The sequence below is a fragment of the Parapedobacter sp. 2B3 genome (assembly GCF_041925275.1).
In the GTDB taxonomy this organism is placed as follows: Bacteria; Bacteroidota; Bacteroidia; order Sphingobacteriales; family Sphingobacteriaceae; genus Parapedobacter; species Parapedobacter pyrenivorans_A.
In genome coordinates this window covers 189,964-215,477 of the sequence record NZ_JBHEUZ010000005.1, presented here as the reverse complement: position 1 = coordinate 215,477, position 25,514 = coordinate 189,964, and the positions used below count along the sequence as shown (strand labels likewise).

General features: G+C 50.2%; 18 protein-coding genes. 16 read left to right on the top strand and 2 right to left on the bottom strand.

Annotation, left to right across the window (positions count from 1 at the left end):
* The first annotated feature begins 134 nt into the window (after positions 1-134).
* Both ACEVG1_RS08045 and ACEVG1_RS08040 read left to right on the top strand, forming a co-directional pair.
* A complete protein-coding gene (locus tag ACEVG1_RS08045) occupies positions 135-4,091 on the top strand; it encodes a two-component regulator propeller domain-containing protein (protein ID WP_374743121.1) in 3,957 nt (1,318 codons plus the stop codon).
* A gap of 117 nt (positions 4,092-4,208) precedes the next feature.
* Entirely contained in the window at positions 4,209-6,479 is a 2,271-nt protein-coding gene (locus ACEVG1_RS08040) for a response regulator (RefSeq protein ID WP_374743120.1), read from the top strand.
* Between the two features lie 7 nt (positions 6,480-6,486).
* Here the strand turns inward: ACEVG1_RS08040 and ACEVG1_RS08035 are convergent, their stop codons facing one another.
* Complete coding sequence (locus ACEVG1_RS08035; RefSeq protein WP_374743119.1) at positions 6,487-6,726, bottom strand: hypothetical protein; 240 nt, start codon at positions 6,724-6,726, stop codon at positions 6,487-6,489.
* A 296-nt stretch (positions 6,727-7,022) separates the two neighbouring features.
* Between ACEVG1_RS08035 and ACEVG1_RS08030 the strand changes: the two genes are divergently transcribed.
* From ACEVG1_RS08030 to ACEVG1_RS07965, 14 genes are all read left to right on the top strand, one after another.
* Positions 7,023-7,544 (top strand): hypothetical protein, encoded by a 522-nt coding sequence (locus ACEVG1_RS08030; protein ID WP_374743118.1) that lies wholly within the window; start codon positions 7,023-7,025, stop codon positions 7,542-7,544.
* 304 nt (positions 7,545-7,848) lie between these two features.
* Positions 7,849-8,367: a hypothetical protein gene (locus tag ACEVG1_RS08025; RefSeq protein WP_374743117.1), complete on the top strand. Its 519-nt coding sequence runs from the start codon at positions 7,849-7,851 to the stop codon at positions 8,365-8,367.
* Between the two features lie 458 nt (positions 8,368-8,825).
* Positions 8,826-9,692, top strand: coding sequence for a DUF4412 domain-containing protein (locus tag ACEVG1_RS08020; RefSeq protein WP_374743116.1), 867 nt, complete (start codon positions 8,826-8,828; stop codon positions 9,690-9,692).
* Positions 9,693-9,708: 16 nt separating this feature from the next.
* The gene (locus tag ACEVG1_RS08015) at positions 9,709-10,059 is read left to right on the top strand and encodes a hypothetical protein (RefSeq protein WP_374743115.1); all 351 of its coding nucleotides are present in this window, start codon (positions 9,709-9,711) and stop codon (positions 10,057-10,059) included.
* 113 nt (positions 10,060-10,172) lie between these two features.
* A complete protein-coding gene (locus ACEVG1_RS08010; RefSeq protein ID WP_374743114.1) occupies positions 10,173-10,418 on the top strand; it encodes a hypothetical protein in 246 nt (81 codons plus the stop codon).
* A gap of 46 nt (positions 10,419-10,464) precedes the next feature.
* On the top strand, positions 10,465-11,067 hold the full coding sequence (locus ACEVG1_RS08005; protein WP_374743113.1) for a hypothetical protein: 603 nt from the start codon (positions 10,465-10,467) through the stop codon (positions 11,065-11,067).
* A gap of 38 nt (positions 11,068-11,105) precedes the next feature.
* Positions 11,106-11,642: a hypothetical protein gene (locus tag ACEVG1_RS08000; RefSeq protein WP_374743112.1), complete on the top strand. Its 537-nt coding sequence runs from the start codon at positions 11,106-11,108 to the stop codon at positions 11,640-11,642.
* A 46-nt stretch (positions 11,643-11,688) separates the two neighbouring features.
* Positions 11,689-12,285, top strand: a complete 597-nt coding sequence (locus tag ACEVG1_RS07995; protein WP_374743110.1) for a hypothetical protein — start codon at positions 11,689-11,691, stop codon at positions 12,283-12,285.
* Positions 12,286-12,459: 174 nt separating this feature from the next.
* Positions 12,460-13,008, top strand: a complete 549-nt coding sequence (locus tag ACEVG1_RS07990) for a hypothetical protein (protein WP_374743109.1) — start codon at positions 12,460-12,462, stop codon at positions 13,006-13,008.
* A 148-nt stretch (positions 13,009-13,156) separates the two neighbouring features.
* Positions 13,157-13,708 carry an outer membrane beta-barrel protein gene (locus ACEVG1_RS07985; protein WP_374743108.1) on the top strand — a complete coding sequence of 184 codons (552 nt, stop codon included), beginning with the start codon at positions 13,157-13,159 and terminating at the stop codon, positions 13,706-13,708.
* Positions 13,709-13,753: 45 nt separating this feature from the next.
* The gene (locus ACEVG1_RS07980) at positions 13,754-14,302 is read left to right on the top strand and encodes a hypothetical protein (RefSeq protein WP_374743107.1); all 549 of its coding nucleotides are present in this window, start codon (positions 13,754-13,756) and stop codon (positions 14,300-14,302) included.
* 164 nt (positions 14,303-14,466) lie between these two features.
* Positions 14,467-16,182 (top strand): hypothetical protein, encoded by a 1,716-nt coding sequence (locus ACEVG1_RS07975; protein WP_374743106.1) that lies wholly within the window; start codon positions 14,467-14,469, stop codon positions 16,180-16,182.
* The gene (locus tag ACEVG1_RS07970; protein ID WP_374743105.1) at positions 16,179-22,124 is read left to right on the top strand and encodes a carboxypeptidase regulatory-like domain-containing protein; all 5,946 of its coding nucleotides are present in this window, start codon (positions 16,179-16,181) and stop codon (positions 22,122-22,124) included. Before ACEVG1_RS07975 ends, ACEVG1_RS07970 begins: the two co-directional genes overlap by 4 nt.
* 37 nt (positions 22,125-22,161) lie before the next feature.
* Positions 22,162-24,174 carry a fibronectin type III domain-containing protein gene (locus ACEVG1_RS07965; RefSeq protein ID WP_374743104.1) on the top strand — a complete coding sequence of 671 codons (2,013 nt, stop codon included), beginning with the start codon at positions 22,162-22,164 and terminating at the stop codon, positions 24,172-24,174.
* 19 nt (positions 24,175-24,193) lie between these two features.
* Here ACEVG1_RS07965 and ACEVG1_RS07960 read toward each other — a convergent pair whose 3' ends face one another.
* Positions 24,194-25,198, bottom strand: a complete 1,005-nt coding sequence (locus ACEVG1_RS07960; RefSeq protein WP_374743103.1) for a virulence RhuM family protein — start codon at positions 25,196-25,198, stop codon at positions 24,194-24,196.
* Positions 25,199-25,514: the final 316 nt, after the last annotated feature.

Below are 25,514 nucleotides of genomic sequence, written 5' to 3'. Positions count from 1 at the left end.
GAAGGTAAGCAATTCGGTCGTTATATGGTAGCGTTTTCGCCGTTTACAGGCCGAGGCGCACCGTTGGTACAGCAATCAAGCGCATTCGTACAAAAAGGGTTGCCATCCAGCATGACGTGACCCATCTTTGAGTTGTGTATCACACCTTCCGTTTCATAACCAGTGTCGTTATTGGGGTAGCGGCTTCTCACCCTACGCCTGCACAGCAGGTACCGCAGCAAGTTTCTTTCAGTAACCTGACGGTAGCGCATGGGCTGTCGCAAAGCAGCGTTATCAGTATGGCGCAGGATACGACCGGTTACCTGTGGCTCGCTACACAAGATGGCCTCAACCGGTACGACGGCCGTACGTTTACCTATTATCAAGAACTGTTTGAAGACGTCACCCGGCAGAGCTACAGTCGGCTGGGAAAAGTGTATGTGGACCGGGAAGGTGGTTTGTGGATTGTGGCAATGCAAGGAAGGTTGAAGCGTTTCGATGCGGAAAGCAACCGTTTTGAGCCTGTTTCGGCGTTCAAAAACGTCAGTACGGTATACCAAGCCCGGGGCTTCGATTTCTACATTGGCACCTACGATAACGGGCTATACCGCATTGACCATGCCGACGCCGATACCGTACAGGTATTTGACCCGGCCGACCGTACGCATGCCGTGTACGACTTCCTGTCTTTTGGACAACAGCTGTTGGTGGCCACAGCGATGGGTGTTGTGTCGGTGACGGACGATGGGTATGAACGCATGGATGCGCCCGACGGTGTCAGCTTCAGTTCCTTGACCGTATCGCCCGATGGCAACGCGTTGTTTGCCGGCAGTTATCGAAATGGAGTATTCGTATTCAACAACGAGCAGCAACGGTGGGAGTCGTTCGATGGACTGGGCGAAACAGAAGAAGAGAAGTTGCCAACCGATTTGACGGTGGAAGACATTTGTTATGAAGGGCAAGGCCGGCTATGGGTGGCTACCTATGGAAAAGGCCTGTACCTCGTCGACTTCGGCAACCGTACCATCCAGCAGTTCACTTACCGCAAGCACAACCCGCAATCGATCAGCTACAACGACATCCTTTGTTTGTTCAGGGATCACTCCGGGACGATGTGGTTTGGTACCGACGGAGGTGGGGTAAGCTATTATGATGAGCATTTGTTTAAATTCAACGGCTTGCTCGATGCCCACTTGCCCGAGGACAAGTATGTCGACGTGGTCCGTTCCATTTCAACAGATGATGGCGGGAATATCTGGGTGGGGACTTCCGGCAACGGACTGACGGTCATCAACCAACAGGAAGAACGGGTCTATACGTATACGACAACCAACTCGGGCCTTCCGTCCAACCGGATCATGAGTTTGCTCGCCGATGACCAAAGGCTTTGGATTGGCACGCAGGGAAACGGCTTGTGCATACGAAACCAACAGGGACACATTACCACTTTTGGACCACAAACCCACCCACGACTGGAAGCGAACACCATATGGAGCATGCTGCGCGATTCGCAGGGCCGGGTGTGGTTGGGAACGCGAAACCATGGTGTGGTTTGGTTCGATTCCCACCACGGAGTGAAAGCTGAATACCTATCCGACGACCACCATTGGCCATTACAGAACGTGCGGGCAATGGTTGAGGGCGAGCCCGGTGTGCTGTGGATCGGAACAGACGAGCTGGGGCTTTTTCGGTTGGTCGTCGAAACCGGGAGCGTAGAACGGGTCATCGTCGACGGTATCGACAAAATCAAATCGTTATATTACCAAACCGACGCGCGTAAACTTTGGATCGGTACCAATGGCAGTGGATTGAAGTGTTACGCTGTAGACAGCGGGCATTTGACAACCTACGATACGGGGAATGGCCTTTCGAATGATGTGGTATACGGCATATTGCCCGACGATGATGGTAACCTTTGGCTCAGTACCAACCGTGGCATCAATCGGCTTCGTGTGTCGACATCCGAAATCAGTAACTTCAGCAATTACGACGGCCTGCAGTCGCAGGAGTTCAATACCGGCGCGTATTTCAAGGATCGCCACGGCACCCTATATTTCGGTGGCATCCGGGGCCTCAATTGGTTCGACCCGCGCGCACTGTCCGTTAACCCGGTAAAACCCCGTACGGTGATTTCACAGTTAACACTGTTTGGTAAGCCGGTCCCATTGGTCGATGGACAGGCATTCAGTGCGAATGAAAACACCTTCCTGTTCACTTTTTCGGCACTGCATTTCTCGCAGCCCGAACGCAACCTGTTCCGTTACAAGCTGGAGGGGTACGATGCCGATTGGTCGGCGGCCGGCAACGGCAATACCGCGCAGTATGCCAATCTGCCGCCCGGACAGTATACCTTCCAAGTGATATCGAGCAACTATGACGGCGTATGGAATACTTTCCCCCAAACGTACACCTTCACCATCCGGAAACCGTGGTACCGCTCCGATCTGGCATGGTTGCTATACCTGCTGTTTGCCGCGGCGGTTATCTTAGCGATTTACCGCTACTTCAAATGGCGCTGGCAGATCCAGCTTCGACTCCGGCTTGAGTCGCAGGAGAAACGGCGGCTCAAACACCTGAACGAGCTGCGGACGAAGCTGTATAACAACATCGCGCACGAATTCCGTACGCCATTGACCTTGATCAGCGGACCGGTGGAGCGTCAGCTTAGCAGGGGGGGGACGACCGACCAGGACCAGCTGGAACTGGGCCTGATTAAACGGAGTGCTAACCGGTTACTCCGTTTGGTTGGCCAAATGATGGACTTATCGAAGCTGGAAAAGGGACACGTGAGCCTGGCGGTTGCCGAGGGTAATCTTTCCATATTACTGCAGCAGTTGGCCGATGCCTATGCATTTAAAATGGAGAAAAAAGAGTTGGCGTTTTCCTGCCGTATCGCCGACCTCACGAATGTATGGTTTGACCGGGATGTGGTGGAGAAAATTGCCACCAACCTATTGGAAAATGCCGTGAAATATACGCCGGAATTGGGCATTGTTCACTTTGAGGCGACCCGGAGCGGGGCGTACGTGAAGATGGCTGTCCGCAACACCAACCATGCACTGACCGATGCGGAGCTGAAAAAACTCTTCGAGTGGTATTACCAGGTCCGGGAGAACAGCGGAGGTCTGGGGGTTGGGCTGGCCTTGGTGCGGGAGCTGGCCCTGCTGGCACACGGACGGGTATACGTTGTACGGCCGCAGCCGGACGAGGTTCAGTTTGCCGTGGAATTGCCCGTGGAGCGCATCGCCTTCCGTGATGAAGAATTGCTATCCGTAGTAGATGTACCCGGCGCGGGACTGACCGATGCGGAAGGAACCAGCCCGTTGGTAAACCACGCGGATGTTGCGGGGCGAAGTAAACCGCGGATATTGGTGGTTGATGACGACGAGGACATGCGTGTCTTCATCCGGTCGATACTGGGCGTTGACTATACGGTGCTGGAGGCAAAAGACGGAAAAGCGGGGCTGGCGATTGCTACCCGCGAGATACCGGACATGGTGGTCAGCGATGTGATGATGCCGGTAATGACCGGTACGGTGCTGTGCGGCAAACTGAAGGCGGCCGAGGAGACCAGCCATATCCCTGTGATCCTATTAACGGCCAAGTCATCTGAAGCGGATGAGGCCGACGGCCTCGAAACCGGAGCCGATGGGTACATTGCCAAGCCGTTCCGCACGGAAATATTGAAGCTGCGTATCCGTAACCTGCTGGCCTACCGCGACCAGTTGCAGCAGCGCTTTTCCCAGACATTCACCATCCAACCGGAGCTCGCGGCGACATCGGCCGAGTCGACATTCCTTGGCCGGTTAAAAACGGCGTGTGAAACCCACATCACCGATGCGGAACTGACGGCGGAGAACCTCGCGGAACTCATGAACATGAGCCGCACCCAGCTGCACCGGAAACTGCACGCAGTATTCGGATTGTCTACCACCGCCTTTATCCGTACGCAACGCGTCAAACTGGCCTGTGAGCTACTGACCAAATCGGAACTTACGGTGGCAGAGATTGCTTACGAGGTGGGGTTCGGTACGGTGTCGTATTTCAATAAATGCTTTAAGGAGCAGATGGGGTGTGCGCCGAATGACTTCGTAAACGGCCTTGCTGGTTAAAGCAAAACGCGTGCCGCAACATTTGTGGTAGAAGTTGGAACATATAAATCGTCTTCCGGATGATAGAGGGAGTACTTTCGCCGCAAAGGCGGTTATTAGATTTTTAGGGCCTCGCATATGGACCAATTCATACAGGATCATCCTTCGGTAATTACAGCCATCCTGACCACATTCATTTTTCAGGGTACATACCTTGCCATGGGGGTGTACATGCTGTTAGTGTACGTGCAGGCAAAGAAAAAGGATTATTTGCTGTATGGAATTTACCTCATGCTATTCGCGGGGTATTTCGTTGTACGAATTGACCAGGTTTTCGAAACAGGATGGGTGGTCGATGATGAAGACGGTGCTTTTTACTTCACGGCGCCGCTGCTTTTCTTTATTACCGGTATTTACATCGATTTCATCAACACATTCGCTGAAATCAATAAATACAGTAAACAATTTTCGCGCGAAGTATCACTTTTTTCGAAAACAATGTACGTCATCACCGCCTTAGTGGCAGGCTATCTGTTGATTTCAGGCGATGTGGAAACAATACGGGTGTACCTCAGACCCGTATTTACCGTTGTGCATCTGTACGCGGTATATTCGGTAATCCGGGCATTCTTGGTCATCAAGTCGGCCTTGCGTTATTACGTGTTGGCCAGCAACCTGTTCCTGATCAGCTTCACGGCCGTAGGGTTGAACGCCTCGGCAGCAGTTGAATTCCACGAAGGGATTTATTCCAATACATTATGGGGATTCTATCCGGTCAATGCCTCGCAATTGGGTATTTTTTTGGAAATGATCTGTTTTTCCCTGGGACTGGGATATAAGTTTAACCAAATCGAGCTCGAAAAGGAAAAAATACAAAAGTTGGACGCTTTAAAAACCCATTTGTACACCAATATTTCACATGAAATACGGACGCCACTGACACTGATTTCCGGGCCGATAGACAACCAATTGGCCAAACCGGGGTTAGCGAAGGAAGACCAGCGAGAATTGCTATTGGTGAAAACGAATACGGACCGTTTGTTGGAATTGGTCAATCAAATGCTCGACCTGTCCGTTGTTGAATCCGGCCAACGCATGTTGCAGGTAAGCCGGGGAAATATGGCCGTGATATGGAAACAGCTTGTTGGCGCTTTCCAATATCAAGCCAATACCCGCGATATTCGTATCGACGCCACCATTTCGGGGCTGGATGACGTGTGGTTTGATCCCGACGTATTGGAAAAAGTGGGTGCGAACCTGTTGTCTAATGCCACGAAGTATGCCGTTGGCGGTAGCACCATCGTGGTGGAAGCCCTGGAGGAAGGTGGTTATGCAAAGCTGTCGGTAACCAATGTGGCCAAGCAACAGCTTGTTACCGACTTGAATCAGTTGTTTACACGGTTCTATCAGGAAAACGAGGCCGCTGCTGGCGTTGGGGTGGGGTTGGCGCTGGTTAAGGAACTGGTCGATTTGGCCAAAGGGAATGTAAACGTGCAGCAACTGGGCGGCCACCGCATCCGCTTTACCGTGGCCTTGCCCGTTGAACAGGAAGCGTTCAAAACAGATGAATGCGTGTATATCGACCCAAAAACAGATGCAGTGACGGTTGGCGAATATCTAAATAACGCAGCGAATCGCGTAACGGTGCTGATTGTCGAAGACGATGATGACATCCGTTTATTTACGGCATCACTGTTTCATCAGCAATATGAAGTGCTCACGGCGTGCAATGGGAAAGAAGGGCTGGAAATAGCCCTTCAAACCCTGCCAGACGTTGTTATAACGGATATCTTGATGCCTATAATGGATGGCATTGAGCTGTGCCGATTATTGAAAACGAACGTGATGACTTCCCACATCCCGGTGCTGATGCTGACAGCGCGTGTCGGTGAATCGTTCGTGTTGGAAGGTTATGAAACCGGTGCAGACACGTACCTAACCAAACCGTTTAAACCTGGTGTTTTACGGCTCAAAATCCGAAACCTGCTGAACGATCGGGAGCGCTTTAAACAATATTATAGCGAGTCGTTTTCCATCAACCCATCGTTAGCCGTCACTCCGGCGGAACATCATTTCTTGGAGCAGCTGAAGGCGGTTTGTGACGACCATATCGCAGACCCGGAATTGACCGCAGAACGATTGGCAGCACATATGAATATGAGCCGTACACAATTGCACAGGAAGCTGCACGCCGTGTTCGGCACGTCGACAACGGCATTCATTCGCGCACAGCGCATCAACCTCGCCAGTGAGATGCTCGCTGGCGGCCATAAAAATACCGTAGCCGAAATTGCCTATCACGTAGGTTTCAGTACGGTGTCTTACTTCAATAAGTGTTTTAAGGAGCAAAAGGGTTGTACACCCCATGAATACCTACAGAAAAAGGCGAATATGCCCAAAGAAGTGTAGTAAGCGATCAGGAGAAGAGTTTCCGTTGGATGATCGTGAAAGGGAAATCGTATGAGACTACATCCATCGGCATAAACAACGCCACCACCATCCGCGTAGATTGGCTGTTCACCGAATTGTCAAGTGGTTTCTCCATGCGGCTGCTGTACTCGTCACGATGGCAGTGGGGCATTTCTTTTTTGAGAAAGTACGAAACAGCAAAGAACAGACATGTGTTGCAACAGAAGTGCTGCCAAGAGGTAACCATGCTACGCTTACTTTGGCCAATGGCCGGACGGTAGATTTGAGTGAAGCTTGAAACCGGCCCGAAGCGCATCATCTTCAATCCGGGCACGGAAAATCCAGAACTGGAGGCGCTGGCCAAGCAACACGGCATGGAGAACATACGCGTTGATGTAGCGTATTGACTTTTAAAGGGGCTAAAAACATCGTTGGAACATGTGTGTCAGGATTTGCAACATATGCGGTATACGGAACGGTAGGCCCGACACTACCTTTACGGCATTCGTCAACTAACATATAAAAAACGATAAACATATAAAAATGAATGTATTTAAATTAGGTGTGGCAGCGATCGTTATCGCTTTCATTTCGTGCAGCAAAGACGGGGATGTTGATGAAAATATCGACCTGAATGCAGCCATTGTATTCACCGTTGATGGCAAAACAAGAACCATTAGTGCCAAAGACCTGGAAAAGGACATTCCTTATTTTGAGGATTCGCCAATAATATATGCGTTTAGAAAAAAACTTGCCAAGAACGAAAAGCCCGAATTTGATGTCGCCTTTGCTTTCGACGATAAGGAAAACTTGGGAGATTTACCCAAAACCTATGATCTTACCGAAGACCCTTATTTAATATGGAAGACAAGCCTTAATTTTTTTGATTACGAAAGAAAAGTGGAAAAAGACATGAGAAAGAGGCTCGTCTTCGACAAGGGAACCATAACTGTTTATGAACTGAACGAAAACAAAATCCGTTTCGATTTTGACGGCGAAGTTAATGAATTGAATAATTTAGAAGGCCGCTCTAAAGTTTCGGGAAGTGTGAATGTAACCTATTAATTTATCTAAGAAGTGATTTAAACTTTTTCCATTTGCTAAAAAATTGCTTTTTTTTGTCGATTTTTCGCCTTTTTTCCTTCCGTAGCCCTGCTATGCAACTCAAAAAAGTCTTCAGCGGACTGTCTTAGGGCGCTGTCGAGGATGACCCAAATCCAGTTGCAATTAGACAGTCCCAACTTGCCCAATGCAGAAAAGAGAAAGCTAATTGAAGAGTTTTCAAAAATTGAAGGTTGGGCCGAAAGCAACTGTGGAGAGTAAACTGCGGTTTTTAGGGTTCATTCAATAAAACTACAAACTTACAATCATGAACAAAACAACTATCTTTTTTGTAACCGTGTTTCTTTCCACGCTCGTTTCATGCAATAAAGACCGAGGCGATAATGGTAATGAGGTCGACCCCAATGCAGCTATCGTACTTATCGTCGACGGCAAAACACGGACCATCAGTGCGGCTGAGCGAGAAGCGGATGGCATTGATTTCGAGGGATACCCGATAAAAACGCTATTCCGGAAAAAAGGCGACGGAGACCAGTTCGAAGTCAACCTGAACTTCTACGAGCGTGGCGTACTGGAAAAAATCCCCATCACGTACACATTGCCTGAAGATCACCAGGATCAAGTAAAAATCGACCTCAATTTTTTTGATTTTGAAAGGGACGTTGAAAAAAATATACATCGAAGGCTCGTTTTCGACAAAGGGGTTATCAAGATATATAAACTCAGCGAGGATAACATTCATTTCGATTTTGAGGGCGAGGTATACGAATTGACGAATGATGAAAGCCGATCGTCGGTTTCGGGACGTGTGGATGTGCGCTATTGATGGGGGATGGTGCCGGCCGATAGTAAAGTAGTGCCTGTATAAAGAGATAGATTGTATGAGCAGCATTTGGAATGTAAATTATAGCAAGGTTATGAAAACAATTAAACATCACTGCGCTTGACATTAGCGGTAGTGCGCAGCAGGCACGTTTACCGGATTTTTTTACCGAAATAACTTGGTCGAGGCAGACGTGCACGAGATCAGTGGTTCATTTGACATTAACTGATGGTATACACTGTTGATATACCGCATGTTTATAAAAAAACCGCCAGGGAAGATACCGGTGGGAACATTTGTGCTAGCTATTGCAACATAAGAAGCATACCCTCCAGGCTGGTTGAGACTACCTTTACACCAAGTAAAAACGTGTATTAAATCAGCGCGATACTTGGTACGATCCGACTATGTATGTATTGCTGTTTAACACGCATTGAGGGTTATTTAAGCGAAAGGACGTTATGAGAAAGATAACTGGTATCATCGGGCTTCTGGTGTTTCTGTCTATATCGGCAGACGCGCAGTTGTTGAAAAAATTAGGCGAGCGTGCTGAAAAGGCCGCAGAACGGACGATCTTGAATCGTACCGATAAGGAGGTTTCCAAAGGCACGGACAAGGCCATCGACGGTGTGTTGAAAGGCGACAAAAAGAAAAAGAAGGCTGAAAGTCAAGCCGAAGAAGAGCCTGCAAAAAAACAGTCAATATTGCCTTCGTTTTTGGGCGGTAACCTCGACGATGTTCCAGATGCATACACCTTTTCGTATCGGGCGACAATGAAGATTATTTCCCACAAGGACGAAATGGACATGCTGTACTGGCTGGAGCCGGAGGCCCCTTATTTCGGCAGCCAGTTGCTGAACGACAATGGAAACCAAATCACCGTGATGGATATGGAAAATCAGGGTATGGTGGTGTTCATGGACAATGGGAAGCAAAAGATGGCCATGCGCATGAAAGGGAACCAGCAACTGATTGAAAAGTATATACAGCAAGCCGCGGATGAAGAGTCGGCCGACGAGATGCAGTTGGAAGCCATCGGAAGTAAAGAAATACTCGGCTATACCTGCAAGGGCTATCAGGTAGAGACGGCGGATGGTATTGCTAAAATATGGGTTACCGATGAAGCTCCCGTAGGGTCGATTGCTGGCCTATTGGATGCTAAACATATGCCCGACGGCGCGATACCATTTGGTTCAGAAGCGCTGTTCATGGAAATGGAGTACATACCCAAAAAGAAGAAGAAAGACCAGTTCCGCATGGAATGTACCGAACTGAAGGCAGTGGCGCTCACCATCAAAAAAGCGGATTATCAGTCGATGGGGCAATAGGCGGCACGGTTTCGAAATGGAATGGATAGCACATACGGAGGTTGGTGGCCGGTTGGTGGAATTACCGCTTGTCCTTGCCGGCCTGATGAAAACACGGCAATGTGAGGTACCCGGGTTCCGGGCCGCCCTCGCCGATTATGCGGCAGGGGGTACGCTTGCTTTACGCATTGTCATCATGGATTTTTCCGGTGCGGTTACCGGTCCCAATGCGGAAGCCGGGCCTCGGTGCATCGGCCGGCCCGAATCGCCGTTTTGCAAAGTGACCTTTTGTACAGGCAACCGGTATGTGGTTCGCTTGCGATGCAAAACGGCAGATAAATCAGTTATCAGACGGGTGGTCCAAGAACTGTATTGGTTGTTGGCTTAGTGAGTGACCAAGTAGTATTCCGCTAAAATTGAATACAGCATCTGGACGAAAGATGAGACATGGAGAGGAGAACGGTCCCATGTGCGATAAACTTTATAAAACAGCATAACGATATGAAACGGAAAATATGTGTAGCCATATACCTGGTAATGGGCAGTATGATGATGTCATGCTCGATAGATCAGGTTATAGAGGAACTTGAAGAGGCGGTGCCAATGGACTGTCTTACGGCGCTGTCGAGGATGACCCAAATCCAGTTGCAATTAGACAATCCCAACTTGCCCGATGCAGAAAAGAGAAAGCTAATTGAAGAGTATTCGCAAATTGAAGGTTGGGCCGAAAGAAACTGCGGAGAGTAATCTGCGCTTTTTAGGGTTCATTCAATAAAACGACAAACTTACAATCATGAAAACACATCTCTTTCTTTTGTTTTTGCTGCCTTTGGCCCTGACGGTATGCTGCCTGCTGATGCTCGGTTGCAACAACAGTACATCCCACAGTCAGGGCGAAGATACGGATACCGATATGCCCGAAAAACTTTTCAAAGAATTCACACATCCCGATTTGAGTGAATTAACACCACTCACCATGGAAGAACTCGAAGCTTGGTTGCCTGCTGAGCTTGGCGGGTTACCGCTACACAGTGTTCATCCCGGGTCTATGAGTCGCTCGGGTGTTAACGGCATTGCAGGTCGCTATATAAATAATGGAGATAAGGAGATCATCCTAACGGTGACCGATGGAGCAGGACCTACTGCCGCACCGATTGCCGGTGGAATGTTTGGACAAGTGGAAAAAGCGATAAATGGAAAACTTCCACTAAACAAGGGGGAAGAAATCGTCACGATAGGTGGTATTCGAGCCATACAATCTTATAACGACTACTCCTACCATCATTCATTTGTGCATCAAGGCCGTCTGCTCATCAGTGTCGATGCTTCCCGACTTAGTAAGGACGAAGCGGAGCAAGTCATAGAAGCTTTGCCAATGGACAAACTCATAAAATAATAATTAAAAATAGGGCGATAGCTATAAAAATTAGTCTCGTGAAAAAAACCGCCACAGTTCCCCTACTTATTTTTGCATTGCTCATGGTATTCGGTTCCTGCGGAAAAAAAGAAGAGGACACCCCCACGCTACCCAGAAACTACGTGAAATTTGCTGTACATGGTACTCGCTTTAACGGCAATTACCAGATGGAAAAGAAAGAGTACGCTGGCGATGTAACCATTTCGGCTGTCCATTTTCCAGAGGGCAGCGGAGATCTAGTAGCACTGGGTATATTAGATTTTAGCCAACGCATAGGCTTTTCTTTAGTCGCACCGGCAAGTGAAAAATTGACCGAAATCATTCAGGACAACCCCTTTGACTTTGATCTGGGGCTCATGTTTGAAGAAGGAGAACTGGAAGCAAAAACGGTATCGCTGAACATGACCAGTCTGAATGTGGATCGCGAAAGTGTCGTCGTGAAACGCCTGAAAGGCAATTTTGAAGGTGTGGCAGTTTACATATTTACCGAAGACGGCATCAAAAAAGAGGAAGCACACACCGTAAAAGGTGAATTTGAATTTAACGCACTATAAAATATCAGGCAAATAGCGCTCGCATTAACAAAAGAATAGAGAGTATATGAAAACATTGAAACCCATCATTTATACCATCAGCCTGTTGCTGTTCCTGGGAGGAACGGTGGCCTGCGATAGCAAGGACAAAAAGACAAGCAAGGACAAAGAAATGAACTTGGCAACCAAAAGTGTTCAAGGGATGGTCAAACGATCCCTAAACCTTAGGAACACGGAGCCTATCAGCAAAGAAGACCTGGAGAAATGGTTTCCACAGGACCTATCCGGGATGAGACTGGATACGTACACAGAAAGTGCACTGGCTTTCCGGAATGTTGTAGGGGCAACGGCCACCTACAAAGGAGAAGGAACAAAAAAAACCGAAGTGTATATCGCCGATGGAGCAGGGAAAGGTTCTAACACAGTCCTCGCCATGTTCTCAACCCTGGACCACATTACACCGGAAGATACCGATAGCCGGTCGCTGAAGATACTGGACGACGAAAACATGCAGGGTACCGAAATTTATGAAAAGAATACGAACATAACAAAATTGAGTTTTCTGTACAAAGGCCGTTTCGCGGTCAGTGTCAACGGCTACGATATGGACACCAAAGCGACCTGGAAAGTGACAGAAAAACTAAAACTGGATAAATTATTTTAATCCTGCTTGCCGTTGGTTGCAGTAGTGGTAGCTCAAAACAGGCTGAATCGGAAATTACAACAGACGCAATAGCAGCACATTCGTTTTATGATTTGCAACATGCAAGAAAAAGAACCGAACTAGAAGTGGCCACCTTTGGCTTATCGATAATTATTCAAGAACAAATTTACAACCATGAAAACACATCTCTTTCTTTTGTTTTTGCTGCCGTTGGCCTTGATGACAGGCTGTAGCAAGGACGACGACAAAAAAACCGACGAAGACCCACAAGGTGCGGTGACTGCGTATGTGAAATTCAAAATCTCGGGCCCCGAGACGAACGGTGATTTTGAGTACAGGGCGACCGACGGCAATGGTTTCAAGAAACATGGTTTAATAGGCTATGCCGATGAGTCCCTCACGCAACCGGTAGCCGCCTTGTTTTCGGTATATAAATCACTGACCGAATCACGGTTTTCTCTCACCTTTCCTTCGAAAACCGGCAATTATACGCTTCCTTTTCACGACAGCGGCACGGACGAATACTATGAAATAGATTTGATGTTCAACAGGGAAGAAAGCTATGTCGGGAAGGCTGTCGACGTGAAGGTTTCCACCCTTGAGTATGATAAGCTGCATATGAAAAAATGTAAAGGAACCTTTTCGGGAGCATTTGATTTAGAAGATCAGACCGGGCAAAATCTGGGGACACATCAAATAACGGGTGAGTTTGAACTCAACTAAACAAGCTGTAAAAGAATATTTTACGCACGGAATTTCTAGTTGGAACATTTGTTTCATCATTTGCAACATGCGAGCAATAGGCGTAGGGAGCCACCGGCTACTTTTGCGTCGTTATCAAATTCAATTTATCACTTAAAGTAAAAAAACCATGAAAAAAGTTTTGGCAGTAGTTGTGGTTTGTGCGGCAGTTGTATTCAGCGCACATGCCCAGAAAGGACAGATTACCGTTAGTCCGGGATTGGAAATAGGCCTCCCCATCGGTGATTTCGGCGAAGCCGCAAATCTTGGCTTCGGCGTGACGGCCAAGGGGCTGTATGGCATCAATGACGAGAGCGACGTGACCTTTACATTGGGTTTTATCCGTTTCGGCGCCAAAGGGATTGACGGCGAAGACGGCGTAAAGGCTTCCACTTCGTTGATTCCGTTGATGCCGGGCTACCGCTACAAGTTCAACGAGCAGTTTTACGGCGAAGGGCAGTTAGGACTGACCATCGTGCGTAGTAAAGTAAGCGTTGGCGGATTGGCGGGAAGTATTGTTGGAGGCGCATTCAATGCATCCACAACGAACTTCGGGTATGCGGTAGGCGTAGGCTATTTATTAGGAAAGATCGACCTCGGTCTGCGGTATCAAGGTGTATCGGCTTCCGGAGGTTCGCTATCGCTGATCGGCATCCGCGCAGCGTATAACATCGCGCTTTAGCCGTAAGGGTAGCGGATATATGTCGAACAGATAAAAGGAGAAATTATGAAGAGCGTAAGTTATTTTTTGACGGTATGCTGCCTGCTGATGCTCGGCTGCAACAAAGACAACAACACGCCGGAAGGCGAAGAAGAAACGAACGGTAAGGGAACGTACTTTGAGGCGACCATTGATGGACCGGTGGTAAAAGGTGATTTCAAGTGGGATGGCAGTAACACATTGGCCATGGAAGAGCAAGGCGACGGCATTGGGCGTGCTGTTAACGTCTTTGGCTACTCTTTGGGTGAGGTACGGAAGCTATGGGGCGGAATCACCATACCGCCCGGCACCGGTACGTATAAGGTGGCATTCGACGATGGCGAAGTATCGGTCTTTGAGGTTGAAGCTAACGGCGTCGCGTTTATCCAACAGGATATGACCGTTAAGGTAACCGACTATAAAGTGGTGGAAGGAGGAACGGCGGTACTTCGCCAAATTGAACGCATATATGGGACGTTCGAGGGAACGGTACAAACGCTTGCACAGACCGCAGACCAAGAATCGGGAATAGTTCATACTGTGAAAGGGAAGTTTGGCTATAAAATCATGGATTAGCAAAACGTGCGGGGGCTATTTCTAATACCGAAAACTTCCGGCTGGGATGATACACGTTTCGTCAATTTGAAATTTCATGGTGCCTGGTCGGATAAGCCGCCTTGCGTACGCAAGGCGGCCTTTTAAAGGATTTCGCATAACGACGATTTTAAACTTTTTAGCACGTGACGGTCATCAAAATCGGTTCCATTGGTTTAATTTGGGCTATTGGCACGTTCGGTGCGGTAGCACAAAATTTAGCAACCATTAACCAGCAGAAACCTGTGGGGTTAGTCGGCGGAATGGAACTTCGGGGTATCCAGTACAATGCCACGGGTATCGCCAACCGCAGGGATCCGTTCACGTATTTCCTGAACGGGAGCCCTACGTTGACCGTGTATGGGGTTCAAATCCCGTTTCAGTTCACGATCAGCAAACAGGAACAATCGTTCCGGCAACCATTCAACCGGTTTGGCCTAAGCCCGCATTACAAGTGGATTACGGTGCACGGTGGGCACCGGAACGTCACGTTTTCGCCCTATACGCTCGCCGGACACACGATGCTTGGCGGCGGCGTTGAACTGACACCGGGCAAGTTGCGGGTGGGGGCGATGTATGGACGGTTGAACCGGGCTACGGTAGTGGATACGTTGACGCAGACGCTCACTCCTTTTTCGTTTGACCGGACGGGGTTTGCCGCGAAGCTCGGCTACGGTACGCATTCGAATTTCTTCGACCTGCATGTACTGAAGGCGAAAGACGATAGCACCAGTGCGTTACAGCCACCGATGGATGTCGCCCCACAACGGCGCGCAACCCCCGCGGCCAACACTGTGGTGGCCTACGGTACCAAGTTGACATTCTTTAACAAGCTTACGCTGGAAAGCGACGGGGCTATCAGCCTGTATACCCGGGATATCCAATCGGAATTGACGTTGGACGATGTGGACGATCCCTTGTTGACCACACTTAAAGGTATACATCCCGTAAACGGTTCTACGGAGTGGTACACGGCACTTAAGGTTGGGGTGGGGTACATAGCCAATAACTATGGTATCCAGTTGGGGTATCACCGTGTCGATCCCGAATTCAAAAGCATGGGTGCTTATTTCTTCGCCAATGATGTGGAGAATTACACCATTGCCCCCCGGTTTTCACTGCCGGACGGGCGGCTGCACTTCAACGGGAGCCTGGGTATCGAGCGCGACAACGTAAACCGGCAAAAGCAATCCACCAGTAAGCGGGTAATCGGCTCGGCCAGCGTCAATGCGACCATCACGAAACGGCTGGGGCTGGATGTCAACTACAGCAATTACTCCAATAACCAGCGGCCAAATACGCTGGTCGTGGCCGATTCGCTGAAGATTGTACAAACCACCCAGACCCTGAGCATCATGCCCCGTTACCAACTATTGGGCGAGCGGTTAAGCCATGTCGTGTTCGCTTCCTTCAACTTCAATGGCATGAGCGATTTCAACACCTATTTCGGTGCGGATGCCCCCAGCAGGAATGTGTCGACCAAGCAATACATGCTGAATTATACGGTGTCGGTGCCCAGGCGGATGCTAACCGTATTTACCAGCTTAAGTTATACCGATATGGTCGCCGCCGGCCAAAACACCACCTATAAGGGCGGTACGCTTGGTGGAAATTACAGTTTTGCCAAGCAGCGGATGCGGGCCGGCGTAAACGCGAGCATCATGCAAGGGAATACGGCGGGAAACACGTCATTGATCTTCAATGGTTCGGCCAATGTCAACATCCGGATTGACAGGCTCCAGTCCATCGGGCTATCCTTTTTTGCCGTTAAGAACAATCCCGGTAGCGCCATTACAGGTGCCAGCCATCGATTTACAGAAACCCGCGGTGAATTAGCCTACCAACTAACATTCGGATTATGAAGAACCATTTACAACGCAAATTTAGGTTATTGCTGGTTGTGCCGTTTTTGGCGTGTCTGTGTAGTATCGCTTATGCACAAATCAATGTCAACGTCCAGGTTTCCCCTCCTTACCAATCCCGAATCAGTGAGTATGCTTCGCGTCCGGACCTGATGCACGTCATGATCACCAACACATCGATGCAAACCCACGAGGTGCAGCTCACCGCTACGCTAGAAGGAGATAACGGGATCCGTGCGCATATCCAGCCGGGTTACCGGAGCCCACAACCCATTGTGGTCAGTCCGGGGGCTGTGGTGACCTTAAGCGGCTTTGAAATCGCCAATCTGTTCAGTAGCGACCATGTCGAATATTCAGGCATTACTTACGCGGAATTGACCCGCGGCATTGGTTTGCGGGAGGGCAGGTATCAGCTCTGTGTACGTGCATTGGATTACAACACGCATGAACCGCTCAGCCCCGAGCAGCCCATTGGGTGTACGTCGATTGTCATCACGAATGCCGAACCGCCCAGGATACTGATGCCGATGAACGACCAAGTGGTCAACGCCGGCGGCGGGGAACAACAGGTGTTTCCCCTGTCGTGGAGCACACCGCCCGGCTCGTCGCCGATAACGCAGTACAAGGTGAAGATTGTGGAGGTATTGGATGGACGAAATCCAAACGATGCGATGGATGCGGCCCCGTATCCGGCTTTTTTCGAAGAAACCGTATCCACCAATTCATTGGTCTACGGCCCCGCCCATCCACAGCTGACACCGGGCAGGCAATACGCCATGATGGTACAGGCCATCGATCCCCAGCAGGCTGTTTTTTTCCGGAATGAGGGGAAGAGCGAGGTTATCCGGTTTACCTACATGCAACCGGCGGTCGACAATGAAACGGCAGAGCAAACGACAGCATCCGGTTTGGGACGCGCTGATTTTGCCAAAGAAAATGCAACCAATACGATTTCGGGGCAATTTTTATGGGCATTTAAAGCAGGCGAAGAGCAATATACGGCGCCGGTTGGGGCAACACCTGGTATGGGTACGCCCCCGGCCTTGGCAACGCAACAAACGACATTGGTAAACGATTTTCTGGGCTTTAGTCCGTTACAGGTCGCCAACAGCACGGCTTTGGCCCAACAAGACCCTACTTTACAACCGCAAGCCCTTTTGGGGTACGTCGCTAACTTGGGCACGGCTGAGGCGGCTGAGGGGTCGAAGTCGCCTTCAGAATTGATCAGTGCCAACACGGCATCGTCATTGGATTACGTGTACCACACTACAAATGCCACCCCGGCAAACAACCGTTATCCCCTGGTAAACGCCACGGTACTCATCCGGGGCGTGAATAAAGCCGGCAACCTGTCGGTGTCCAACACGGGCAGCGCAACCATTGCCAGTGGGACAACGGACGACGAAGGGAAATTCAACATCGCATTTCTGCACCCGGATTACGCCGCACTCGCTGATTATGATCGAATGGTCCTTTCGGTAAGCGCACCGGGATTGGAGCGGTATGAACAGGAAATCAGTATCGCCGACCTGTTTGGCACCAAACCGATTGCTATCGGCCAACACACACTGACCGCGCGCACGTACCGGATGGTACTCCGGATCACCGGAGCCGACGGCAATACGGCGGCTGTCAGGGCGGGCGGTGCCCGTATCCGCTGGCTGCGAAAAGCCAGTACGATAGACCAATACCCCTACTTACGCTATGAGGGGGACCACCAGAACACATCCGCGGAAGAAGTGTCTGTTCACGGAAGACGATATACCACCGTGGCCACTAAAGATATACCTGCGGGGCAGACAGGCTCTGGCCCGATGACTGTTGGCATCAGCAAGCTTTTTTTCCAGGATGAGTTACTGGTTCAAATCCAGCCAAACGCCGATGGATTTGCAGACCATACCGCTACTGTACGCATTACTGACCCGTATCTGGCTCCTTCGCAGGTGCTGGAAGCCTCACTCTCCTATGCATTGGAACTGGTCTCGCCCCAGGTGGGCGGAGAAGTGCTCCTGCAGGCGGGCGATCAGGCATTGCCTGTTAAGGGTGCCGTGGTGCAGGTTGATTTCGCCCGGGAAGATGTCGTCGCCCATGCCGCAGAGGCGACCGTTAGCATCTATACCAACCCCACACTTTATTACGATACACCCGGTTTGGAAATGGCTGCCACTAGTGGTTCCACGCCGCCCGTGGTCATGGTTTCGGGCAACGGAACGAACGCCGGTGCGGTCGTGCCCGAACTCCTGCCCATTGCCGGCGGCCCAACCGAAGAAGCGGCACCACCGAGTTATGATGGCCCCTATACCGTTACGACAGACAGTACCGGTAATTTCTTGGTGGGCGATTTACCGATATTGCGGGAAGGAGCCTCCTATTCATTGAAATTGTTGCATGTTCCGGCGGCTTACCGGGATTTGCCGACTATTCCCGAAGACCGGAATATTTCGTTTACGGTATCCAAAGGCGAAGTCGTACGCCACTCCTTCCATATCCAGGCAGATGCCGTGCAACTGGTCGGGCGGGTGGTGGATGCCGATGGGCGTCCGGTGTCCACCGCCCGATTGCATTTCGAAGGTAGCGGCACTTATTTTGAGACCGGAGCCTCGGGCCTGTTCCAGACGAGCCATTATCCGGGTACGCATACGCTGGTGATTGAGAAAAACGGATACCTCACCAGGGAAGTGCCGGTGAAAGTCGAAGAGCAGCGCCATGCCAATCCAGCATCGGAAGTGTCCGGTAATCCGGTACTGATCCAGGAAAGCCTGGCAAGCACCACCACGGTAACCCATGCGGTGCAAGCAGGTTATACCGTCACGCCCGAGCTGTTCGGCTGGGCAAGCTCAACTAGCCAAACCGCTAATGCTTCCGCAGCTTTTCAGGGCGTATTCGAGAGTGGTATAAACTATAATTCCGAGGCTGCGGTCGGTGAAGACATACAAGACCTCGGCGATCTGGGGCCGTTGGAAAGGCGGGTGGGCAAAGTGCGGTTTGAAGTTGTCGACGGAGAAACCAACACCCCCCTGGCCGGTGTGGCTGTGCAGTTGTTTGATACCACCCACATAACCAATAGCGACGGCCGGTGGGACTATGAAGGCTTCGGAGGGAACACAACCGTTACGTTCACACCCGCATCCGGTACACCGTATTACGCCATACAGCGATCGGTCAATATACCCGAGAGCGGCACGCTTACCACCGTATCCATCCAGCTTGAGGAGGGGGTACGGGTACATGGCACGGTCACTTCAGCCAGCACACCCGTTGCCGATGCCACCATTTCGGTTGAAGGAACCACCCTTTTCCGGTCCCAGACCGATGAAAGCGGCAGCTACGAAATCATGCTTCCTGCCGGTGAACACACCGTCCGCGCGGCGAAAACCGGATATATAGGCGACAACGAAACCAAAGAACTCGATCAACAGACGGAAATCCAGTTGGATTTTGACCTGAAATCCGGTGACGGGAAAAACATCAGTACACTACTCGGCTTTGAAATCGAACTGGATGAAGCCGTTCCCAGCGGCGATGGCGAGATGTGGAGCGGTAGATTCGTCAATCTCCAGCCGGCAGCAGAATTATTTGCCGACGATAAAACGCACGAACTCGCTTTCTCGGATGTAAAGGTGACCTTTGATACCGAAGGGAATGCCATACCGGAAAACAACGAGGTAACCACCGACGAAACGTATCTCCGTTTCAAGCTATTCGGCTATTTACCCGTGGTGATGAGTGATATCGATGGTAAAAACAAGCCCATCAAAGTAAGGCAGCAACAGCTCGGATTCGGAACCATCCGGGGTGAACTCAGTTTCGATTACCGGACCATTTTTGGTGCCGGTGGTATCCGTTTCCCCGATGCCGATGAATTATTCATCCGTTTCCAGGACAGTATCGAGGTTGCTGATTACGGGTTGGAAATATTCCGTCCGGACCATGCCTCGCTTGCTACGGAAGTCGCCTTCCGGCTACTCAAGGCACAGGGAGACAGTGTTTCCGTTAAATTGTTCGGCTTTGATGTGAACATAGACCTGACAGCCAGCCGGGTCACCTCGCAGGGCTTGGAGCTATCGGGCACATTGTATACGCCAGAGCGGGGCCCTGTCGATGCCATGGCCATCGGGGTGGAGTCGCTCCGCATCAACAAACAGTTTGACGTAACCGAGGTGCTATTGGCGTCTGACGATATCCCCCAACTGAAAATAGGCTATTTCAGTGCGCAACTTTCGTCGGTGCTGTTCAACGAAAACGGCTTTAAATTGGGTGGGAAGCTGGTAACGGAACTTCCGTCGATGGAAGCGTCTGAAATCGAATTTTCAAACCTCAGGCTGGCCAACGACGCCCTGTTCGGCGGTGAGTTTACATTTCCTTCGCAAGGCATCGATGTGTTTCAGGTAGCCACCATCACACCCGGTGATGCGCCACTGAGTTTTGGACGTGTAGGCAACACATCGGTGTACAGTGTCTCCGGAAGTGCGAAGATTGAATTCGACAAATTGTTTCAGAACGCCATCGACATACAATCTTTCGCGATCCGGTCTGACGGGGAATTTGATTTGATGGCCGCTACGGATTTTGAAGCGTCGCTGCCTTTTGCAAAAATGAACATCGAATCGGTATCGGTGGGTTACGGGGCGGGCAATTCGCCGTATGTGGCGGTGAAAGGCGGGCTGAAGCTTAGCGTGCAGATGGTGGAGCTCGAAGCGTCGACCATCACCTTCCGCCCCGGCAGCGGTGGAGGTTCCACCTTTTCAACCGGTACCATCATCGGGCGGGTCAACGCACCCATCGTTACCATCGGCTTGAAAGTGGGCATTTCCGATGAGGGCATTGAGGGCGGTGGTGAATTGGCGATTCCCGGCACGGAAATCGGAGCCACGGTCGATTTCCACTACCGGAAGCTGGCCGGCGGATTTGATATTGGCGCCAACTTTACCACCAGTGCGAAAATTGTGTTGGGGGTCGTCGAGATCAATGAATTAGGCGGCGGGTTCACCTACAATTCGGCTAATAGTAAATTCAGCGGTACCATTCAGGGCAACGCATCCATCACGGGGATGAGTGCCGCAGTGAGCCTGGAACCCGTCAAGCTTACGGTCACCGACGGCCCGGTGGTGATGGGAACCGCCGATTTGGTGGTTGCCGAGAAACTGGATGTCGCCGAAGCGGCGATTACTCTTGATTTCCGCGAAAAATTCTTTTCCGTAGCTATCAAATCGCAGATCGAACCGCTGGAAGGTGTGGCATCGGCGATGCTACAGGGGCTGCTGCGCATCAAATGGGCGCCGCAGGAGTCGTACGTATTTCTGGGGACCTCGATTTCCGTAAAGATGGCTGGATTTGCAAACGCTTCGGGAACGTACGTACTGGCTGTTAACGTGAAGAACCCCAAGACACGGAATGACGACTTAGCAAGTTACTTTGCGTTGCTGGACGACGAAACGTACGGCAGCGGTACAGCAACGACGTTTTCGGGAATATACATTCACTTTGCGCACAACGTGGGTGTTCCTAAAAATCAAGCCAAATCAATTAATCTGGTCGTTGTTCAGGCAAAAGCCTGGTTCAATGCTTCAGCCGAAGCGATGCTGTTGCTAAATTTCGGGGCGAACGATTACCGGTTCAGGCTTGCCGGTTCGTTAAGTGCCGGGGTGGAGGGCTGTGTCCTCTCCAAACTCTGCATCGGAGCCGAGTTCAATGCCTGTTTTGCGTTTGAAGGGGGCTATAACCAGCCCAGGGGTTGGTTCCTGAGCGGAAAAGCCGCGGGTGAGTTCGCGGCACATATCGGCTGCCGGGCCGATTGCAATAAATTCGGATGGGCAGGCCCGATTCCCTGTGGTGTCCGCATTTGCGTAGGGGCCCATGCGTCGTTTAACGTGAGTACCCGCGGACAGAACAACTTCAGTGTGGGCTTGGGTGCGAATGCCGACGGCAACCTTTGCTTATAATCTGGTATGGTGGACAACTTAAAGTGAAACAAGTGATATGAAAAATTCATGGGTAGGATTTATCACCGTTATAATTGTCGGCTTTGCACACCACGTGGCAGGGCAGGAAACGGATACACCTTTTGCAGTGGTAGGACCCCACAAAACGTTGATCTATTTTGAAAAGAGTTATTCGGAAGGTTCCGTTTTGCCCGCTTCGCGCATGATTTACAAAAGCGATGGAGCGGGAAAGAAGTTCCGGCGGATCGGCGAAACCCGCTTCCCTGAAAATGCGCGGGCGTTGGAACGGCAATTGGAGCGGCGGGCACTTACCCATGCCGTGTTTGGCCATCTTGGCGTCAATTCCACCGATGCCGCCTACCGTATCCTGTTAGAACACGGCACGGACACCCTGGGACTACTTTTGCTCGACCCGGATTTGAGTTCCACCCTAGGCCTTATGTTCGTCGACGAATACAGGGCGGCATCCGAGGACGTTACGTATCGGATTGATCTGTTGGATAAAGGCAATAGTGTGGTCAGGTCGGTGACGATCAGGCCCACGCAGGGGGCAATGTGGGAGAGCGGGGCGCTGACGGTGGATAACCGAGAGGCCCGTGACAGCTCGGTCTCCCTTGCATGGCGGGCTAGAGGGATTTACAATCCCCATCAAATCCCCCTGGTGGCTACCGTATATAAACGGCGTGGGCATACGGGCGAATTTGCCCTCCAGCAAACGTTATTAATGTTGTCGGACGCAGAGTCGGGCGAGGGCCGGGTCTATTATACGGATGATGCCGAACCCGGACAACACGTGGCTTATTACGCCGTACTTGAAGACCTTGCCGGCAACGTTGGGCGGCTGTCAGACACGGTTTCGATGCTGCCGTATAACCTCTCTTCCTTGCAGCACCTGTCAAATTTGGCCGTGACCGACACCTCGCAAGGGTTGTTGCTAACCTGGGATGCGTTGCCGGCGGATGCGATTTATGGCGCCATCGAAATCCAAAAGTCCCGTCAATTGGGGTCGGGTTACGTCGTGGTCGATACCGTCCCGGCAAACAGCATTTCCTATTTGGATCGGCGCGTTATTCCTTCCACCGCATACTATTACCGGCTAAGGCCATTGGTTTATGAATTGAGCAGCCGCATGCCCACCATCAATTATTCGGAAGCTGTCGGTTACCGGAGCGGGGCGAACGAGGAGCCTCCCTTAGCACCTGCCCGGTTGGCCGTGGATGCCCATACAGAGGGGGTAAAGGTAACGTGGGCACACGGAAGTGAACTGAACCTCTTTGGCTACTACGTCATGCGGGGCCCGAGCAGGCAAAGCATGTCCGTCATATCCCCGGTCATAAAGGATACGGTGTTCATTGATTCGTTGATTCCCCGGTATTTCACCGGACAGATGCACTACGCCATCCAATCGATGGATATGGCTCAGCAATTAAGTGACACCTCGGCGGTGGCGTCGATTTTTATCCGGCAGTCGGTTTTGCTGATCGCTCCGTCAGGCATACACGCTGCCCGGGTATCCGATGGTGTGGCATTGGAGTGGGAGGACGCTGCTCGGCGGGATGAAAAGATCTACGGATACCATCTTTACCGGAAACCCGTTGGAGAAACGCATTATGAACGGTTGAATGACAACGCGTTGAAAGCGGTATATTACACGGATCAGTCGGCGGTGGGTTCCATGGCCTACGAGTATGCGGTAACGTCTACGGATGTTTGGGGCAACGAAAGCGTTTTATCCGCAACGTCACGGGTTGGCACCGATGAACGGGCAACTGCCACAAACCCGCCTTCCGATATCATCCTGCGTAACTTATCGGCGGGGATTGAAGTTTCGTGGCCTATTCCCGTGGACGTTGCCCCGGGGACTTCCTACGTTATTTATCGCAAAGCGCTATCCGACGTGTCATTTGAAGCCATTGCAACCGTAGATCCTGCCGCCACTTACGTTGATGAAGCAGTGAAGCCAGGCTTCCGCTATCAATACGCCGTTGGGGTTAAATCGGAAAGTGGCGTAGGGGAACCGGCATTATCAAGCATGGTAAAGCGTAAATAGCGAGCCAACCCCCCTGGCATCATTTCTTCTTTACTTTTTTTAGTAATTCTTCAATGGCTTTTTGGTCTTCTAAATCGGCTTGCAAAGCTTCGGCTTTTTTGCGTTCGCTATCAAAAATCAAATATTGCTTTTCGGCAAAATCCTTGGCTTTTTCGTGGCTCACTTTTCCTTTATCCAGCAAAAGTGGTTTCCGGCTAAACTGAATAACGCCGTCTGCCTCTTGTTTCCAAAAATCAATACTTAACGGTATCTGCTCTTTTACCCGCAGTTCGGCTGTGTCCAAAAACAATGTTACCATTCGGTTGAGCGTATCTATTTCGTCTTCGGACAAATAATTTTTAGCAATGATTACATCTTCTTTGCGTACACGGCTGCCTTTCCACGAAGTCAAACCCATATTAAGTTCTTCGGCTTTGGCACGTTGCATAATAATCTCGGCTGCCGTATGTTGAGTTGTGGCAAAGAGCAATTTGTTTTGAACTTCGGCAAAAAACAGTTCGGTTTTTTTATCGGTTTTGTCGTAATCATCGCTCAACATAAACAAATCACGGATTTTTTGATAAAAGCGTTTCTCGGAGGCTCGAATATCCCTGATACGAGCCAATAACTCGTCAAAATGGTCTTTACCAAAATCTTTGCCTTGTTTCAACCGCTCATCATCTAACACAAAGCCTTTGGTAATAAACTCTTTGAGTGTTTGGGTAGCCCAAATGCGGAACTGTGTTGCTTGCTTGCTGTTTACCCGATAGCCTACGGCGATAATGGCATCGAGGTTGTAGAACTCCACTTTTCGAGTTACTTTTCGGGAACCTTCTTGTTGAACTATTTCCAAAATGGAAACAGTTGCCTTTTGCATCAATTCGCCTGATTCAAAGATGTTTGCAAGATGTTTGCTTATTGCTGGAACTTCCACACCAAACAATTCCGCCATTGCTTTTTGTGTAAGCCAAAATGTTTCGTCCTCAAACCGAACCGAAACTGATATCTTGCCCTGTGGTGTTTCGTAAAGTATAATATTGCTCATGTTGTTGCTCATTTTATCTTCTCGGGATTTTTAATTTTTCCTCCCTCTTTTCGGCTCGACGCTCCGCTTGTCCGTTGATTTCCTCTTAAATTAAAAACATAAAGTGAGCTGAATCCTGTTTCTAATGAAATGCCCCACAAGATAAAAAAAACTCGGTCATCATCTCACTTTGTGAGGTATATTTTATTGGTATTTGCTAGGATTCATGGTGCCCGGTCGGTTAAGCCACCATGTATTTGCAGGGCGGCCCTTTTAACACATCTGTTTATCGAAAGCCACATTTGAATAATACGCGGATTCCGGTTATCTTTGATGC